Below are 16,874 nucleotides of genomic sequence, written 5' to 3'. Positions count from 1 at the left end.
AAAGCATGATAAGCTGAAGGCTGAAATTAACTAAGTTTCAGGGGTTGTCTTAAAAAATCCTACAGTATCTTGACACTATCTAGACAAAGAGTTGAATTGCAAAATTCAGGGTTATACGATATGATATTTATCATGATTGCTGATGCTCAGGCACTCACTGATAATATAGATAATCCAGAAAAAGTCCGTCAGAATATTATTGAAGTAGCTTTGGACTATCTAGCATGTGGCCTTGATCCTACTAAGTCCACGCTTTTTGTTCAATCTCAGATTTCAGAGCTTTTTGAGTTATCCTTTTATTACATGAATTTAGTGACTGTATCACGATTGCAAAGAAATCCTACAATAAAGATGGAAATAAAAATGAGAAATTTTGAAAAAAACGTTCCTGTAGGATTTTTTACCTATCCCATTAGTCAAGCTGCGGATATAACTGCATTTAAAGCAACAACGGTGCCTGTCGGTGAAGACCAGCTTCCAATGATAGAACTAACAAAGGAGATTGTTAGAAAATTCAATTCACTATATGGCAAAGTTCTTGTAGAACCTGAAGCATTACTGCCAGATAATAAAGCTTGCCACAGACTGCCTGGAATTGATGGAAAGGCAAAAATGAGCAAATCCTTAAATAATTGTATCTATCTATCAGATACAGCAGATGAAGTAAAGAAAAAGGTTATGAACATGTACACAGACCCAAATCATTTACGGGTTGAGGACCCCGGTAATATAGAAGGAAATCCGGTATTCACTTATTTAGATGCTTTTTGCAAGAATGAGCATTTTTCACGTTATCTTCCAGAATACAATAATCTAGATGAACTAAAAGAACATTATACTAAAGGTGGGCTTGGTGATGTAAAAGTAAAGAAGTTTTTAAATGCAATTTTACAGGAAGAACTTGAACCAATCCGCAAGAGAAGAGCTGAATTTGCGAAAGATATTCCCGAGATTTACAATATTCTGAAAAAGGGAAACTATATGGCAAGAGAAGTTGCAGCAAACACATTAGCAGAAGTAAAAAGTGCAATGAAAATAAATTATTTCTAAAATAAGAAATTAATTAATACTCAAATAAAAGGTTTAGTTGATAGGATCTATAAAGCCACCTAACCATGGTCAAGTCCAAATTTTTGTGTAAAATCCCTCTGGTTAGTATATGAAGCTTCTTTGTCACCACCGTTCAATTCATTGTACTGCCTCCGCCCCCTGGTGTCAAGGATACGCTACGCCGAGCTTTCACCCGTCCTTGACACCAGGAGGCTCCAGCAGTTATTAAAAACTAACGGTGGTGATAAAGGTCATTTTATTGAAATAACCTTATCCTTCGCTTTTTTTGAAATTCCTTTTTACCACTCAAAATACTCAGCTATATCTAAATACTTCCTCCCTGAAGCCCATTTTTCATCTTGTTCCATTAACAATGCTCCTATTAGACGAATGCCAGATTCTCGACTTGGGAATATTCTTATAACTCTTCCACGACGACGAGTTTCTCATTTAGACGCTCTAACATATTAGTAATGCGAAGTCTCCTCCTTCAATAAGGCTAATGTGTTTGGCACCTTTGCCAGGTAGCTCCCTGGAAATGCCGATGAATTGCTTGTACAAGTCCTCTATGATGATCGGAAACTACCAAATCAACTCCATGGAGCCCTCTCTGCTTCAGCCATGAAAAGAATTCGCTCCAGCTATCTTCTGATTCACTATCTCCTATCATAAGGCCTAATACTTCCCTATAGCCATCTTCATTTATGCCTACAGCAATTAGTACGCTGCATCCACAAAACACGTCCCTCTTCTCTTACTCTTATCACCATCGCATCAACTATGACAAAGGGAAAACCTTTTTCTCTTAAAGGTCTTGAATTCCACGTTGTAATAATGGGATCGAGATTTTTACAAAGCTCAGAAATTGTGGATCTTGAAAATTCAGTTTCACAAAGTTCATAAGTGATTTCTTCGATTTTTCGGGTAGATACTCCATTAACCACCATCTCCATTAGTGCCAATAAAAGTGCTTGTTCACTTCTCTGGTAACGGTTAAAAAGGTCTGTGGTAAATTTGCCATTACGAAGTCTTGGAACTCTTAAGGTGAGAGTTCTAACTCTGGTAATTAAACTTCTTGAATAATAACTATTACGATAATCCTGTCTTTCTTCTGTCCTTTCATAAGGTTCAGCTTTAACTTGTTCAGTAGCTTGAGCTGCTAAAATTTGATTAAGTACAGATTCCAACAACTTAGCTAGCTTTTCATCCTTAGTCCCTTGTACAAAAAGGTAATGCAAAATTTCAGAATCTATGGTAATATTGTCTTGAGCCATTTCTTAGGCGCGTGGTGAAGACATATTTACCACCTAATTTATTACTAAATAGGAAACAAAAAGCCCCTACTTTTCTGAAAACATCCTCAAGTAATATAGTTGGGAAAAGGAATACATGGGAGGAGACCAGAAGTTTTTTGAATCTCTAAACTTTTCAAACGGTGTCCTCCCATTCATTCCCTTACCGTTGTGAGGTCTATAAAAATTCCAGGTATCCTGCCACCTTTGAGCTCTTTCCATGAATTCATCTTTAAACCTATAAATTTTTGGTTGTATACTCCGTGACATTCTTTAGACAGAGCATCTACAAAGGAATAAATTCTTTTTCGATTATATGAATCAGCGGTTAATGGTTCTGGGAAATGTTGAGCGACCAAGGAGGGAGATTTGTTTGGTTAGCTTTGTAGAGTTATTCCAAACCGGCTGCCCTGGAAGAGATAAATTCCTTTCTCGCTTTTTTGGGCTTTTTAATGAAGAAGTGGTCAGATATTGGTGTAAATATCCCCAGGCTCCTTACGAAGATCTGGGACGTCCCACTTTGTATGAGCCGGGTGAGAAACGAGGTCATACTCTAGATTTTACTTTGAGGCATAAGGAGACAAGGCGGATTTTTATAGCAGAGATGAAATGCGAACTGGAGTTTGAAAATTATCGGTACTTAGCACTTAGAGAACCTTGGCAATTAGAGCATCACCGTAGCCAGAAGGCCTTTTGTAAATTTTTGGAGTTAGCTAAAAATCCGGAAGCTTATGAGGTTAGGGTGGGTGGTAGCCAGATCAGAGTTGACGGAGCTGTTTTAATTTGGGGAGTTGTGCTTCCTGAAGGGCGAAGGACAGTTATAGAAAAATATGGATTTGCCGAAGTGCTGGCAGTAGAAGATATGATAAAGGATCTTCGCCAATGGAAGCCAGGGGAGTGGATCCAAAGAATAGAACAAATTCAGGGGTGGGTCAATCAACTCCTTGAAGCTTTAAAATAGGTGCTTTGGGAAGTATACTAAGATAACTGTCCCAAGCTTTCAAGAATTTTTTCTGCTCCTTCTAAAGGTGGCAGGGGATGGGCGAATACATATGTTACGAAAAGCATATGACGTTTTGGCAAAAAAATTCAGTTTTTCTTACAATGATCTGGCAGAAAAACTACCCAGCGGAGGAACACGTTTCAGAAATAGGATAGAGTGGACTCTTGCCCATCTGCGAAAAGCAGGGCTTAGGAAACTACTAGCCGAGGTCAGTTTAGGATCACCCAGTGGGGCCTATAAATATTAGTGATAAATCCCAGTTCTATAGGTTTAAAATATCTTGCCCAGATTTCTTCCGAATATCGGGCTTGGCGGCAGGGGGACATGGAACCGGAGCACAACGACGAAAGAGAGAAAAGAGGAAGAAAACCTGTTTCTTTCGAATAACGACTGGAAAATACTTATCAGGGAATCATTGAAACATTAGCAAAAGAATTCCTAGAAAAAATTAAAAATTGTTCTCCTGAGTTTTTCAAGTGTTTGGTGCTGGTTTTCCTGGTTAAGATAGGTTATGAAGGTTCTACCAGACAAAAGTGAAAGTAAATAAAATTAGGAGAAGGACATAAATATTTTACCATATATTGTATTTTATCTTTCCAGAAAAAGTAGCAACTTATGAGGTATAAGACCAAATTTTTTTAAAATTTTTTACAACAAAAGACCATAGTGTAAAATTATCGTAGGATTTTGGTGATGAAAAATAGATAACCCTTGTGATAAAATAGAAATATAATACTGTAGGATTTTTACTTAAATAGGATAATGATTATCGAAATGGCAGAGTTTACCAAACTATTTTAACTATGTTTTAATGAGTATTAAGGTAAGATAGAAATATAAACTATCTTTTGCTTCTGCAGATTTAATTCAAATTGGAGGGATTATTTCAATTTATAAACTTTTGTTTACGTCTGTTTTTTTTATTATTAGGTTTTTTAATTATAAAAAGATCTCTGCCTATTGAACATGAATTTGTGGGATACGGATCTTGTAGGGTTTGAGTGGGTTTTGGTTTTGGGAAATAATAAAGAGAGGAGGTTTTGGAATTGAAAAAGATTTTTCTTGTTATCACAACAATATTGGTTTTATCGCTGTTTTTTGCAGGTTGCACTACTATGAAAAATCAAAGTACTGTAGATGAGATGACAAAAGAAGAAATGAAAGTGACTGATTACTTTCCGGTTTCGGAAAATCTTTATTGGGAATACGAAGGTATCGGCAATGAATTTGCAGGCGGAAGAGTGGATGTAGAATTTATTGAAGGAAACAGAGTTCAGTTCTCTTATGACAATGGAGGTACTGTTGTAGCAAAAGTTTTTGAAGTAAGTAATGAAGGCGTGAAGGTGATTAATTCTATCGAAGAAAGTTATTACAGGATAAACTATCTTGCAGAAGAACCTACCTATGAGGAGTATTATTTAAAATCACCTTTAAAAGAAAAAGTCAGCTGGCAAGACGGCAGCATTGTCTGGACTATTGAAAGCTTAAATGAGAAGGTAGAAGTACCTGCAGGAAAATTTATATGTATTAAAGTTGTGGGCAAGTCTAAAGATTTTGTATTAGAAAGATATTTTGCAAAAGGTGTAGGGCTTGTCAAACAAAGATTTGTATCTGATAACATGACTGTCGAAGACAACCTTTCTAAATTTGGCGATGCTGAAAAAGACAACTGCCTGCCTGCAAAAGAGCTGACAATTTATTATCCTTCAGAAAATGCGGATAAAATGCTGGAAGATAGGGTAGTAGAGAAGTTTAAAACCGGCGAAACTCTTGCGGAGAGGATAACCGAAATTTTAAAGGACGAAAAGTACAGAGTACTGAGTAAAAACACCCAGCTTTTGGATATAAAAAGGGAAGAAAGTGTTTTAAGGTTGAATTTTTCTAAAGAACTTATCACTGAGATGAATGCCGGCTCGGGATATGAGGCGCTACTTATAGAGAGCATAGTAAACACCTACGGTTACAACTTTGGAGTAGAAGGTGTCATCTTAAATGTGGAAGGTAAGGGATACGAATCCGGGCATTTTGTCTTTGGCAAGGACGAGGTTTTGAAGGTGAACAGGTAATTGTGCTGAGGATCTCAATATAAGGCCCCAAAAATTTTCTAAGATAGTGATAAATCCCTGTAGGTAACACGGATAAGAAGTTGCAAAAATAATTGATTTTGCTATTAGGTATGGTATAATAGAATTAACAAGTTTGGCAAAAAGAACAAAAACGCAGTTTTTTAATGCTACTTATATTTTCAAGCCTATATGGGTTGATAAACTAGCGAGTTATTTCGTATGCTTTATTTGTACCTATGTTTTTATAATGCTACGTGGGTTAATAACGGTTTGTAAAATTCTCCATCATCTATTTCTTCGTAGCTGATGTTTTGCGATTACTATATGGGTTAGTAGTTTGGAACAGGTATTTATATTGCAATATCCCGCCAACCGGGTTTAAAGCACAGCAGTTTAAACTGCTATATGGGTTAACAAAATTCATAATCTAATGTGGAAAGGTTTAAAGTGTTTTTGCCTGCTACATGGGTTAATAGCATTAACCAATCGGTTGCCAGTCTTGTCAATAAAGAAGTTTTAAATTACTATATGGGTAAAGTAAAATAAAAGCCTACGTTCTAATCGTGGGTAGTTTTTTTATTTGAGGTGATTTGAATGAAAACAATATCTATAACAAAGGTAAGACAGAATATATACAAAACAATTGAAGAAGTAAGAAAAAACAGTGAACCAATCCAGATAACTTCCAAAAAAGGTAATGCAGTTTTGATTTCCGAAGAAGACTGGAATGCAATTCAAGAAACATTGTATTTACTATCGATACCTAATTTAAAAGAAAGCATCATAAAAGCAGATAAAATTCCATTAGATAAATGGAAGGATGAGGAAGACTTAGGATGGGATATAAACTGAAGTTTTCAAAATATGCTTTAAAAGGAGTGAAAAGATATGAGAAGAAGAACAGGAATCTTAACAAGTGGGATTTCCCTCATTTTTGTCGGAATAATACTCATTTTAGAGAAATTTTATATTAGCATTCCTTATTTTGTACATGAGATTATATGGCCTTGTTTTTTTATTTTTCTGGGGCTAGAACTTTTGTTTAGCAAAAAATTGTATGGGGAAGAAAACAGCGGAATAAACGTTGAAGCTATTTTGCTGGCAATTTTAATGTTACTTTTTACTAACGGAATTTTTCATTTGCCGTCTTTTAACTTAAGAATATGGTAGCAGATTGGAGGAAGTGTGAATGAATAAAAGGCTTTACAGGTCAAGGGAGCAGAGAATTTTGGGAGGAGTTTGTGGAGGCATTGCAGAATATTTTAATGTGGACGTAACTTGGGTAAGACTTATATGCCTTGTTACTGCGATTTTTGGCGGAGGAGGACTTCTCTTTTACTTGATAGCGTGGATTATAATTCCTGAAAATCCCTATCAGATTGGTCGGCTACAAAAAATTTTTGTCTAACAAAATCTTGACATGGACTTTGTTTTTTCTGTATTTTTCTAATCAACAACATCTACGGTATAATTTAATTTTTCATAAACTGAGTTAAAATTTTCTTTGATTTTGCTCTCTATTTCGTAAGCAATGTCAGGATTATCTTTTAAAAACTGTTTTGCATTTTCTCTGCCTTGTCCCAGCTTTACTTCTCCATACGAATACCATGATCTGCTTTTTTCGATTAAACCAAATTTTCGCACCAAGATCTAAAAGACTTCCTTCTTTTGAAATACCTTCTCCAAACATCATGTTAACTTCAGCTTGCTTAAAAGGTGGAGCAAGCTTATTTTTTACAACTTTAATTTTAATTTTGCTGCCAACCACTTTGTCTCCCTGTTTTATGTTGTCCCCTTTTCTCACATCAATTCTTACCATTGCATAGAATCTAAGAGCTCTGCCTCCCGGCGTTGTTTCTGGATTACCAAAAGTTACTCCTATTTTTTCTCTTAGCTGGTTTATAAAGATTACAGCAGTTTTAGATTTACTGGCGGTTCCTGTTAGCTTTCTCAAGGCTTGCGACATAAGTCTGGCCTGCAAACCAACCTGGCTTTCACCCATTTCGCCCTCAATTTCAGCTCTAGGTACCAAAGCTGCAACGGAATCAATCACTATAATATCCACAGCACCGCTCCTTATTAAAGCTTCTACAATTTCCAGGGCTTGTTCTCCAGTATCGGGTTGAGCAACAAGCAGCTCATCAATATCTACTCCAAGATTTTTAGCATAAATTGGGTCCAGAGCATGTTCTGCATCTACAAAAGCGGCTGTCCCTCCTAATTTTTGTGCCTCAGCAATCATGTGCAGTGCCAGAGTTGTTTTTCCTGAGGATTCTGGCCCAAAAATTTCTATTATTCTGCCTCTTGATATTCCACCAATTCCCAGAGTAATGTCCAATTCAAGGCAGCCCGTAGGAATAACTTCAATATCGAGATTTGGCCTATCTCCCAATTTTATAATAGCTCCTTTGCCAAACTTTTTCTCTATCGCTGCAATTGCCATTTTTAGGGCTTTTTCTTTCTCTTCCATTTTTGTTCCTTCCAGTGGAGTGCATGAAACTTGATTAATTTGATTATACAAAAATCCGAATTGTTCTTGATGTTGTTCGCTGCTTGGTTGTTTGATATTATGGGACACCGACCTTTTTATACAGTTATACAGATTTATGGGATTATATCAACATAAAAAAACCCCACAACAAAATGTTATTGAAAATAAAAATGTGGGAAAAAGTAATGTCAAAGCAAAAAAATAAAGAATACAGCAACTTTTGTTAAGATACAAAAATTACTGCTTTATCTAATTTTTTACTGCGGGAAAAGTGTGGGAAAAAGAAAAAAGTAAAAAATATATATCGCTAAAAACTCAGTATTTTCAAGCATTCTGGTGCGCCTGACAGGAATCGAACCTGCGACCTCTCGGTCCGGAGCCGAACGCTCTATCCGCTGAGCTACAGGCGCACACTTTACACATAAAAGTTTACTATGAAAAAATTAACCTGTCAAATGGATTTGATATTTATTAAACGTAGTGGTAAAATAATATTTGGAAACAATAAGCAAAAGGAGGAGTGACAGATGCAAGCAATCAGTATCGAAGCTATAAAAAGAGATACTGGTAAAAATGCAGCTCGCTGTTTGAAAAATCAAGGCTATATTCCTGCTATTTTATATGGCAAGGGTATGGCGGAGAGCATTCCTTTGGCAGTGGAATATAACGCGCTTCAAAGGTTGCTACAAAAACATGGAAGGAATGTCCTCCTCAATGTGATTGTGGATGGTTCTACTCATAATGCGGTTATTAAAGAAATTCAAGAAGATACTTTGAAAGGGAAAATAATTCATGTGGATTTCCAAAGAGTGTCAATGTATGAAGAAATTGAAGCTACTGTTCCGTTGAAATTTGAGGGAATAGGCCTTATTGAAAGTAGAGGTGGAATTGTACAGCATCAACTTTGGGAGTTGACAGTGGAAAGCTTACCCGACAAAATTCCTCAAGAAATTGTTGTGGATTTAAGCAATTTGGAGATTGGAGATACACTTTTTGTAAAAGATATACAAGTTCCTGAGGGAGTAAAAGTTGTAGATGACCCTGATGAGATTGTAGTTTCTGTATTGGCACCGAGAGAAAGTGAAGAAGAAGAGGCAGAAGAAGAGGCTACTGAAACAGCAAAAGAAAGTGAATAATAAAAAAGAGAGGTTATCCCTCTCTTTTTTTAATAATTAGCGATTTTTCTCTTTTCATTGGTTAGCCTTTCTGGGATTATATCATTTCGGATTAAGTCTTCATAAGTTTCCCGCGCAACGATTATGTCAGCCTGACCATTAGATACGAGTACTGCAGCAGGACGGGGTAACCTATTATAATTGCTGGCCATCGAATAATTGTAAGCACCTGTACATGTTACAGCTAATATATCTCCTTCTTCAATTTTAGGTAGAGTAATATCCCAAATTAGCATATCACCTGATTCACAAAGCTTTCCTGCTATTGATACTTTTTCTGATTTTATATTCTTAGCTTTATTAGCTACAATAGCATCATATTTTGCTCCATATAAAGCGGTACGTATATTATCAGACATTCCTCCATCTACTGCTACGTATTTTCTAACACCTGGTATGTCTTTAATTGCTCCTACTGTGTAAAGAGTAGTTCCAGCATTTCCTATTATAGAACGACCTGGCTCTACAATTATGTTTGGCATTTTTATATTTAAAGCAACGGAATATTCCTTTACTGCTTGCATTATTTCTTGAGCTATTTGTTCGATTGGCTGGGGATCGTCCTCTTCTACATATGCTATTCCAAAACCTCCACCTAAATCTAGTTCCCCTACTTCCCAACCTAAAAATTCTTTTACTAATTTTAAGAAATTCATCATAATTTCTATTTCAGCTTTATAAGATTCTGCATCAAAAATCTGAGAACCGATATGAGAATGTAGACCTACTATATTTACATTTTCCAAAGTTAAAGCATATTCTATGGCTCTCATTGCGTCTCCATTAAAAAGAGGGAAGCCAAATTTTGAATCTATTTGTCCTGTTTTTACATATTGGTGAGTATGAGCTTCTACACCAGGAGATACTCTTATATAAATATTAGGAACTTTATTCATCTTTTTTGCCAAGTCATTTAACATATTTAGTTCAAACCAATTATCTACAATGATTCTCCCAATGTTATTTTCTAATGCCATTATAAGTTCTTCTTTCGATTTATTGTTGCCGTGAAAGTATATTTTTTCAGCAGGGAATCCTGCTTTTAACGCAGTATATAATTCTCCACCAGAAACGACATCAAGACCCAAGTTTTCTTCTTCAATTATTTTGCATATTGCCATTGTCATGAAAGCTTTGCTGGCATAAATCACTTCATTTCCTGGATAATCTTTTTTAAAGCCATTGTAAAATGCTCTACAATTTTGTCTTAAGAGCTCTTCATCTATTACATAAAGCGGTGTACCAAACTTTTTTGCAAGAGTTACAGTATCGCAACCACCTATTTCCAAATGACCCTTTGAATTTATTTTCATTGTCCCATGCAACATTCTATCAACCTCATTTACTTTAATAATTTAAATTATGAAACTAAAAAACAAAATAAAATACAGCTAAGTATTACCTCAGCTGCCTATTTTGCACATAGACATGGTAATACCTCCTTCCCCCTATAGCGAGATAGCTCTTCACTGAAGGCTCGGGAAACCTCCAGTGACAGTCCTATACCTATTCGGCATAGGCCCAGCTGCGTAAACTTTAAGGAATTTACGCGCTTCGGCGAGCATCCCTTTCATATACCTTCATCGGCCCTTAAATACCTCTGGTATACTACTCTTGATGACCCGCGCCTCTACCTCACCTTCCAAGAAGATGAGGTATTGTTATTCAATTTTTTTATTATAATATCATTTATGAAAACAGCTGTCAATAGATTTTCAAAAAATTTTTTATTAGAGATTAAAAAATGGGTAAACTAAATAAGAGGTGGTATAAATGCCATGGATAATAACTTTCGTAGTTTCATGGATTATTTTATTTTTATTAGCTGATTGGAGGTATATAAAATATACTGTATGGGGAGGCCTATTAGCTTTAAGCTTTCAACTTGTTGTAGATGAAATTGCAATTGGTCTTAATCTTTACGATTTTTCTAATGTTGTTATTAGGATCTTTGATTCAAGTTTATTTTTTACTTTAGGTGCGCCTTTTTGCATAGGGGTATTGTATGCACAAACATATCCTAAAAATAATATTTTGCGCCTTATAGATGTGATTATTTCAGCCGCATTATTTTTTATAATGGAATATTCATTAGTGCATATAGGGGCACTAAAGTATCTTCACTGGCACTATTTATATAGTCTAATTATAGACGTGGCAGCACTTTTGGCCTTAGGGAATCTCATCACTATTTTTAAATTGTCCCCCTGGATGAGGAGGGGGAAATAGTGAAACTATATGTTTTTTGGAGTTTGATTGCTATTGATGGAGTATTAGTGTTCTTGTGGTTTAATTTTTTAAATAAAATTCAAAAAAAAGAGGGTTAAAGAAAAAAATACCTAATATTGTAGATATATTGTACAAAAATTTGTGCTAAATATCATATTTATTGACGATAGTAAAGAAGAAGAAATAGTATTATAATAAAAACATCAAACGTTTTCTAATAGGGGGAATCTAAAAATGGCTGATGTTGTACTCAAACATGTTTACAAAGTCTATCCAGGCGGTGTTACCGCAGTTAAAGATTTTAATCTAGAAATTCAGGACAAAGAGTTTATAGTATTGGTTGGACCTTCTGGCTGTGGTAAAACTACAACATTGAGAATGATAGCAGGACTTGAGGAAATATCTCAAGGCGAACTTTATATTGATGGCAAACTTGTGAATGACGTGCCACCAAAAGATAGGGATATCGCAATGGTATTCCAAAACTATGCTCTTTATCCTCATATGACAGTGTATGACAATATGGCTTTTGGTCTTAAACTTAGAAAGGTTCCAAGAGCGGAAATTGATAGAAAAGTAAAAGAAGCAGCTCGAATTTTAGGATTGGAAGAATATTTAAACAGGAAACCAAAAGCTTTGTCAGGTGGACAAAGACAGAGGGTTGCATTGGGGCGTGCTATTGTCCGCAATCCAAAAGTATTCTTGATGGATGAACCTTTGTCCAATTTAGATGCAAAATTGAGAGTACAAATGAGAACCGAGCTGGCTAAACTACACGATAGATTGCAGACGACTTTCATATATGTTACCCACGACCAGACAGAAGCTATGACAATGGGTACAAGAATAGTAGTTATGAAGGATGGAGTTATTCAGCAAGTAGATAAACCTCAGACTATTTATGATTATCCAAATAATTTATTTGTTGCTGGATTTATTGGAAGTCCTCAAATGAACTTTATTGATGCAAGATTAGAGAATAAGAATGGCAAAGTATATGCTACTTTTAAGGGATTCAGCGTTTTGGTGCCAGAAGGGATTTTAAAGAGATTAAAAGATCCAAGCTACGTTGGAAAAGAAATTGTGCTAGGAATAAGGCCAGAAGATTTGCATGACGAAGAAGTGTTCTTGGAAACATATCCAGAGGCTGTAGTCGAAGCAAAAGTAGAAGTTACAGAGCTAATGGGTCCAGAGACATTTCTATATTTGGATGTGAATGGTGTTTCATTGACAGCAAGAGTAGATCCAAGAACAAGAGCAAAAGCAGGAGACGTAATTAAAATAGGATTTGATATAAATAAATTGCACATGTTTGATAAAGAAACAGAAATGACAATTTTGAATAGAGTAATAAGCTAAAAGGCGGTTATTCCGCCTTAGACTGTAGACAAACTTTTTATATAATATATGAGCATTTTGCATAAGTGTAGCGACTTGATAGAGCAGTAACTAAACTTAGCGAGGCTGAGAGGCGAAAGCAGGGCCGAAGCCAAGGAAGGCGGAGGAGGGCAATAAGTCAAGGATGACGAATGTGCCCGGAACCCCGCTTGAGCCCGAGGGCGAGCGATAGTTTAGTCTGCGATATCACCGGAGCGAACGATGCAAAATGCTAACAGCGATAATTAGTTTGCCAGCAAATTGAGGCGGTTATTCCGCCTTTTATTTTTTGTGTCAAAATACCACATAAATTTACATTTGCCTATTATTTCTTCTAGGAAATAGTGTATAATTATTGTATACTATAAAGTAAGGTGGTATGAAAATGATCGGCTATGACCTTATAAAAAAGGTAGCCTACGATATTCAAAAAAATATTCAAATGCCAATATATATAATAGATAAGTCCGGTAATTTAATTTACGGCGACAAAGATTTTTTTGAAAAAAAAGCAGGATTTTTAAAGATAAATGTAGAATATATTGATGAAAAAGAGATATATGAAGTAGGGGAATTTATATGCTATAACATATTTTACAATGATGTTCTCTTTTTTACTATCGCTTTAGAAGGAAAAGATGAACAATCAAAAAAAGTGCTTTATCTAATTTCTCTAATTTTTGAACAATTGCTGCAGAAATATAATAGAGAAGAGTTTTTGATAGAGGCTTTAACAGGTAAATTAAGCGTAAATTTAGTGTCGTATTATGCTGAAAAATATAAAATAAATAAGAATGTGAAATACACAGTAGCAATTGTCGAATCGAATAATGAAATTGACGATGCGATAAAAATAATTACCAACATTTTTGATAAAGGTAATTTATATACTGTAAAATTTGATGATAAAAGATTTGCAGCGATATTTTCTTACAAAGGAAATAACTCTTTAATAGAACTTTATAAAACTATGAAAGATATGATAGAATCTGAAGGCTATATGAAAGTAAAAATAGCCAGTTCTTCTTCCTTTGTGCCAATTGAGGATATACATATCGCCTATAGGGAAGCAGAGACAGCCTTACTTATTGGTAAAAAATTGGAAGATGAAAAAGGAATATATATTTACGAAGATTACAGCTTTGCAGAAATTTTATGGGGAATTGACATAGAAAAAGTAAATAATTTTATTAAGAAAAGAAATATTGATTTTGGTATTTTCAAAGATGAGGAATTGATACAAACCTTAAATGCTTTTTTTAGAAATAGTCTAAATTTGAGTGAGACTGCCAGAGAGTTATACATCCATAGGAATACATTAGTTTATAGACTTGATAAAGTTTTTAAAATGACAGGCCTGGATGCTAAGAATTTTGATGATGCTGTCCTGTTAAAGATGATCATGACTTTGACAAAATTATACGATATTCCGAGGTGAGAAAATTTGATAAAGTTTATAAATGTATCTAAAAGATACAATAAAGATATAATTGCTCTTTCAAATATTAGTTTTGAAATTGAAAGTGGAGAATTTGTATTTATTGTTGGGCCTAGTGGTGCAGGTAAATCAACTTTAATTAAATTATTGCTAAAAGAGGAAGAACCTACTTCTGGCAGTATTGTGATTAATAAAAAAGATATAACAAAACTTAAAAAGCGGGAGATACCTTATTTGAGAAGGAGTATGGGAGTAGTTTTTCAAGATTTTAGATTGCTTCCTAATAAAACAGTGTTTGAGAATGTTGCCTTTGCTATGGAAATAGTTGGAGCACATCCAAAGGAGATAAGAAGAAAAGTCCCGATGGTATTGTCATTAGTAGGATTAAGTGATAAAGCGGACAAGTATCCTAGGCAGCTGTCTGGTGGAGAACAGCAAAGGGTTTCTTTAGCAAGAGCTATTGTAAATGAACCTTCTATTCTTATAGCAGACGAACCTACGGGGAATCTGGATCCTGATACTTCCTGGGAAATTGTAAAACTTATTTCTGAAATAAATAAAAGAGGTACTACAGTTGTTATGGCCACCCATGCAAAAGACATAGTAGATGCTATGAAAAAAAGGGTAATAGCGCTGGAAAAAGGAAACATAGTACGAGATGAAGCAAGGGGTGTTTATGGATATGCTCTTTAGAAATTTAAAATATTTTTTAAAAGAAGGTTTTAGCAATTTAGCAAGAAATAGGCTTATGACAATAGCTTCTATAACTTCTGTAATGGCAGCAATGCTTATTTTAGGTTTGTTTCTTGTTATTATTTTAAATGTTAATAGTTTGACTAATCAGGTGGAATCTCAATTAGAACTTAAAGCGTTTTTAAAAGATAATATTTCTGAGCAAGAAGTTAGCCAAATAGGTAATGAGATAAAAACAATACCTGGTGTTACTTCAGTAGTTTTTGAATCTAAAGAAGAGGCTTTACAAAAATTTAAACAACAATTAGGAGATAAAAGCTATTTAGCAGAAGGTTTAGAAAAGGACAATCCTCTTCCCCAATCTTATATAGTAAAAGTGAAAGATGCTGGTTTAATGAAAGATATTTCAAACGAGATAAAGCAAATAAATGGAGTTGACAAGGTAAGTTATGGGCAAGATGTTGTAGATAAGCTTCTTGGAATTATAAAGATAATAAGGATAGTGGGGCTTTCCATTATACTTATTCTCTTTATAATTTCAATTGTCATAATTTCCAACACAATAAAATTGGGGGTTTTTGCAAGGAGAAGAGAAATCAACATAATGAAGTATATTGGAGCGACTGATTGGTTTATACGATGGCCCTTTTTGATTGAAGGTGTAGTATTAGGACTGGTAGGTGCCTTGTTATCAGTTGCACTATTAGTTTTAATTTATGGATATGTGCTTGATATTATTAATAATAAATTAATAGTGTTTCAACTATTGCCATTAGAAAAAATAGTAGGGGACATTTTTGTGTATTTTTCTTTAATTGGTGCAATAATTGGAGCCTTAGGAAGTGGACTTTCAATTAAAAGGTTCTTGAATGTGTAAAATTTACAAGGGGGAAATAGCATTGCGAAGATACAGGTGGAAATGGCTACTCTTTGTTGTTATATTTCTCTTTACAGTGCTCTTTACGTCCTATCCAAAAGCGGACCAGCTTCAAGATGCTAAAAACAAATTAAATCAAATTCAAAAATCCATTACTGAGACTAAGAAGAAAAAGGAAGAAGTAATTAATCAAAAAAATGATATTGCCGCTCAAATAGCAGATTTAGATAAAAAACTTAATGCTACACAGCAAGAATTAGCAAATGCACAAAAACAATTGTCTGATATTACTGCAAAACTTAACAAAACGCGCAAAGAATTAGAAGCGGCCAAACAAAAGGAAAATACCCAGTTCCAAACAATGAAGGAGCGCATAAGGGCTATATACATAAGTGGAGAATGGGGATATTTAGATGTGCTTCTTGGTGCCAAAAATTTTGGAGATTTTATAACACGATTGGATATTGTAAAACGCATAGTAGATTTTGATTCGAATTTATTTGAATCCTATAAGCAACAAAGAGAACTTATTGAACAAAAAGAGGAAGAATTAGCACAAATGCAAAAAGAAGCGCAAAATTATAAAAATCAAATAGTTTCTCGGCAAAGGGAATTACAAGTAGCTATGGCCTCGCGGGAAGGTTTAATGAGAGATTTAGAGAGACAGCAAAAACTATATGAACAACAGGAAGACGAGTTACTGCAACAATCAAAACAACTAGAAACAGTTATTCAACAATTACAAGCGAAGTCAAAAATTAAATATGGTGGTGGAAAACTCTTATGGCCTGTTCCTTCTAGTAGTGTTATAACCTCACCTTTTGGAATGAGATATCATCCTATACTTAAACAGAGTAGAATGCATACGGGTATTGATATTGCTGCCGAGACGGGCGCTTCAATAGTAGCTGCGGCAGATGGACAAGTCATTTTTGCAGGTTATTACGGTGGATATGGATATGCAGTAATTATAGACCATGGAGACGGAATATCCACTTTGTATGGTCATAATTCTGCTTTATTAGTTAAAGAAGGAGATATGGTTAAAAGAGGTCAAGTTATAGCGAAGGCAGGAAGCACAGGTTTAAGTACAGGGCCTCATTTGCACTTTGAAGTGCGCAAAAACGGTGTTCCTGTAGATCCGATGGACTGGTTAAAATAACCAGTCTGTTTTTTTTATTTC

Annotated in this window: 14 protein-coding genes, 1 tRNA gene, 4 pseudogenes and 1 riboswitch; of the genes and pseudogenes, 14 read left to right on the top strand and 5 right to left on the bottom strand. The window is 35.0% G+C overall.

Features of this window, described 5'->3' with window-relative positions; all coding sequences use genetic code 11:
- Nucleotides 1-69: 69 nt before the first annotated feature.
- Nucleotides 70-1,050, top strand: coding sequence for a tryptophan--tRNA ligase (gene trpS, locus THEWI_RS09765; protein WP_341853086.1), 981 nt, complete (start codon nucleotides 70-72; stop codon nucleotides 1,048-1,050).
- A gap of 299 nt (nucleotides 1,051-1,349) precedes the next feature.
- On the opposite strand, the pseudogene THEWI_RS09760 reads toward trpS, so the two are convergent.
- Nucleotides 1,350-2,324 (bottom strand): annotated as a pseudogene (locus THEWI_RS09760) (IS256 family transposase).
- Nucleotides 2,293-2,576, bottom strand: a pseudogene (locus THEWI_RS13970) (hypothetical protein); the annotation flags it as partial. The pseudogenes THEWI_RS13970 and THEWI_RS09760, both read right to left, overlap by 32 nt.
- Nucleotides 2,577-2,715: 139 nt before the next feature.
- On the opposite strand from THEWI_RS13970, the gene THEWI_RS09755 reads away from it, so the two are divergent.
- The 6 genes and pseudogenes from THEWI_RS09755 to THEWI_RS09730 form a co-directional block, all read left to right on the top strand.
- Nucleotides 2,716-3,303: a hypothetical protein gene (locus tag THEWI_RS09755; RefSeq protein ID WP_014063288.1), complete on the top strand. Its 588-nt coding sequence runs from the start codon at nucleotides 2,716-2,718 to the stop codon at nucleotides 3,301-3,303.
- 22 nt (nucleotides 3,304-3,325) lie between these two features.
- Nucleotides 3,326-3,592: a winged helix-turn-helix domain-containing protein gene (locus THEWI_RS15625; RefSeq protein WP_083820902.1), complete on the top strand. Its 267-nt coding sequence runs from the start codon at nucleotides 3,326-3,328 to the stop codon at nucleotides 3,590-3,592.
- 799 nt (nucleotides 3,593-4,391) lie between these two features.
- Complete coding sequence (locus THEWI_RS09745) at nucleotides 4,392-5,411, top strand: GerMN domain-containing protein (RefSeq protein ID WP_014063287.1); 1,020 nt, start codon at nucleotides 4,392-4,394, stop codon at nucleotides 5,409-5,411.
- Between the two features lie 594 nt (nucleotides 5,412-6,005).
- On the top strand, nucleotides 6,006-6,263 hold the full coding sequence (locus tag THEWI_RS09740; protein WP_014063286.1) for a type II toxin-antitoxin system Phd/YefM family antitoxin: 258 nt from the start codon (nucleotides 6,006-6,008) through the stop codon (nucleotides 6,261-6,263).
- A 36-nt stretch (nucleotides 6,264-6,299) separates the two neighbouring features.
- Nucleotides 6,300-6,581 (top strand): LiaI-LiaF-like domain-containing protein, encoded by a 282-nt coding sequence (locus THEWI_RS09735; RefSeq protein WP_014063285.1) that lies wholly within the window; start codon nucleotides 6,300-6,302, stop codon nucleotides 6,579-6,581.
- A gap of 19 nt (nucleotides 6,582-6,600) precedes the next feature.
- Nucleotides 6,601-6,792: pseudogene (locus tag THEWI_RS09730) on the top strand (PspC domain-containing protein); the annotation flags it as partial.
- 65 nt (nucleotides 6,793-6,857) lie between these two features.
- Here the strand turns inward: THEWI_RS09730 and recA are convergent.
- Nucleotides 6,858-7,881, bottom strand: a pseudogene (gene recA / locus THEWI_RS09725) (recombinase RecA).
- Between the two features lie 355 nt (nucleotides 7,882-8,236).
- Nucleotides 8,237-8,312 (bottom strand) — tRNA-Arg (locus THEWI_RS09720).
- A gap of 117 nt (nucleotides 8,313-8,429) precedes the next feature.
- On the opposite strand from THEWI_RS09720, the gene THEWI_RS09715 reads away from it, so the two are divergent.
- Nucleotides 8,430-9,038, top strand: coding sequence for a 50S ribosomal protein L25/general stress protein Ctc (locus tag THEWI_RS09715; protein WP_006569488.1), 609 nt, complete (start codon nucleotides 8,430-8,432; stop codon nucleotides 9,036-9,038).
- A 29-nt stretch (nucleotides 9,039-9,067) separates the two neighbouring features.
- Here the strand turns inward: THEWI_RS09715 and lysA are convergent, their stop codons facing one another.
- Entirely contained in the window at nucleotides 9,068-10,405 is a 1,338-nt protein-coding gene (gene lysA, locus THEWI_RS09710) for a diaminopimelate decarboxylase (RefSeq protein WP_014063282.1), read from the bottom strand.
- Between the two features lie 123 nt (nucleotides 10,406-10,528).
- Nucleotides 10,529-10,718, bottom strand: a riboswitch (Lysine riboswitch).
- 132 nt (nucleotides 10,719-10,850) lie between these two features.
- Here lysA and THEWI_RS09705 point away from each other — a divergent pair.
- The 6 genes from THEWI_RS09705 to THEWI_RS09680 all read left to right on the top strand — a co-directional run bounded on the left by THEWI_RS09705 (nucleotide 10,851) and on the right by THEWI_RS09680 (nucleotide 16,853).
- On the top strand, nucleotides 10,851-11,306 hold the full coding sequence (locus THEWI_RS09705; protein ID WP_014063281.1) for a hypothetical protein: 456 nt from the start codon (nucleotides 10,851-10,853) through the stop codon (nucleotides 11,304-11,306).
- A 234-nt stretch (nucleotides 11,307-11,540) separates the two neighbouring features.
- Nucleotides 11,541-12,665, top strand: coding sequence for an ABC transporter ATP-binding protein (locus THEWI_RS09700; protein WP_014063280.1), 1,125 nt, complete (start codon nucleotides 11,541-11,543; stop codon nucleotides 12,663-12,665).
- Nucleotides 12,666-13,068: 403 nt separating this feature from the next.
- Complete coding sequence (locus THEWI_RS09695; protein ID WP_014063279.1) at nucleotides 13,069-14,121, top strand: PucR family transcriptional regulator; 1,053 nt, start codon at nucleotides 13,069-13,071, stop codon at nucleotides 14,119-14,121.
- A 6-nt stretch (nucleotides 14,122-14,127) separates the two neighbouring features.
- Nucleotides 14,128-14,814 carry a cell division ATP-binding protein FtsE gene (ftsE, locus tag THEWI_RS09690; protein WP_003869432.1) on the top strand — a complete coding sequence of 229 codons (687 nt, stop codon included), beginning with the start codon at nucleotides 14,128-14,130 and terminating at the stop codon, nucleotides 14,812-14,814.
- On the top strand, nucleotides 14,798-15,691 hold the full coding sequence (gene ftsX / locus THEWI_RS09685) for a permease-like cell division protein FtsX (RefSeq protein ID WP_014063278.1): 894 nt from the start codon (nucleotides 14,798-14,800) through the stop codon (nucleotides 15,689-15,691). The genes ftsE and ftsX overlap by 17 nt, the downstream gene beginning before the upstream one ends.
- A 22-nt stretch (nucleotides 15,692-15,713) precedes the next feature.
- Entirely contained in the window at nucleotides 15,714-16,853 is a 1,140-nt protein-coding gene (locus THEWI_RS09680) for a murein hydrolase activator EnvC family protein (RefSeq protein ID WP_019907921.1), read from the top strand.
- Nucleotides 16,854-16,874 lie beyond the last annotated feature (21 nt).

Source organism: Thermoanaerobacter wiegelii Rt8.B1, assembly GCF_000147695.2.
GTDB classification, from domain to species: domain Bacteria; phylum Bacillota; class Thermoanaerobacteria; order Thermoanaerobacterales; family Thermoanaerobacteraceae; genus Thermoanaerobacter; species Thermoanaerobacter ethanolicus.
Note: the sequence above shows the minus strand (reverse complement) of the source record. Positions and strands in the feature narration are given on the sequence as shown.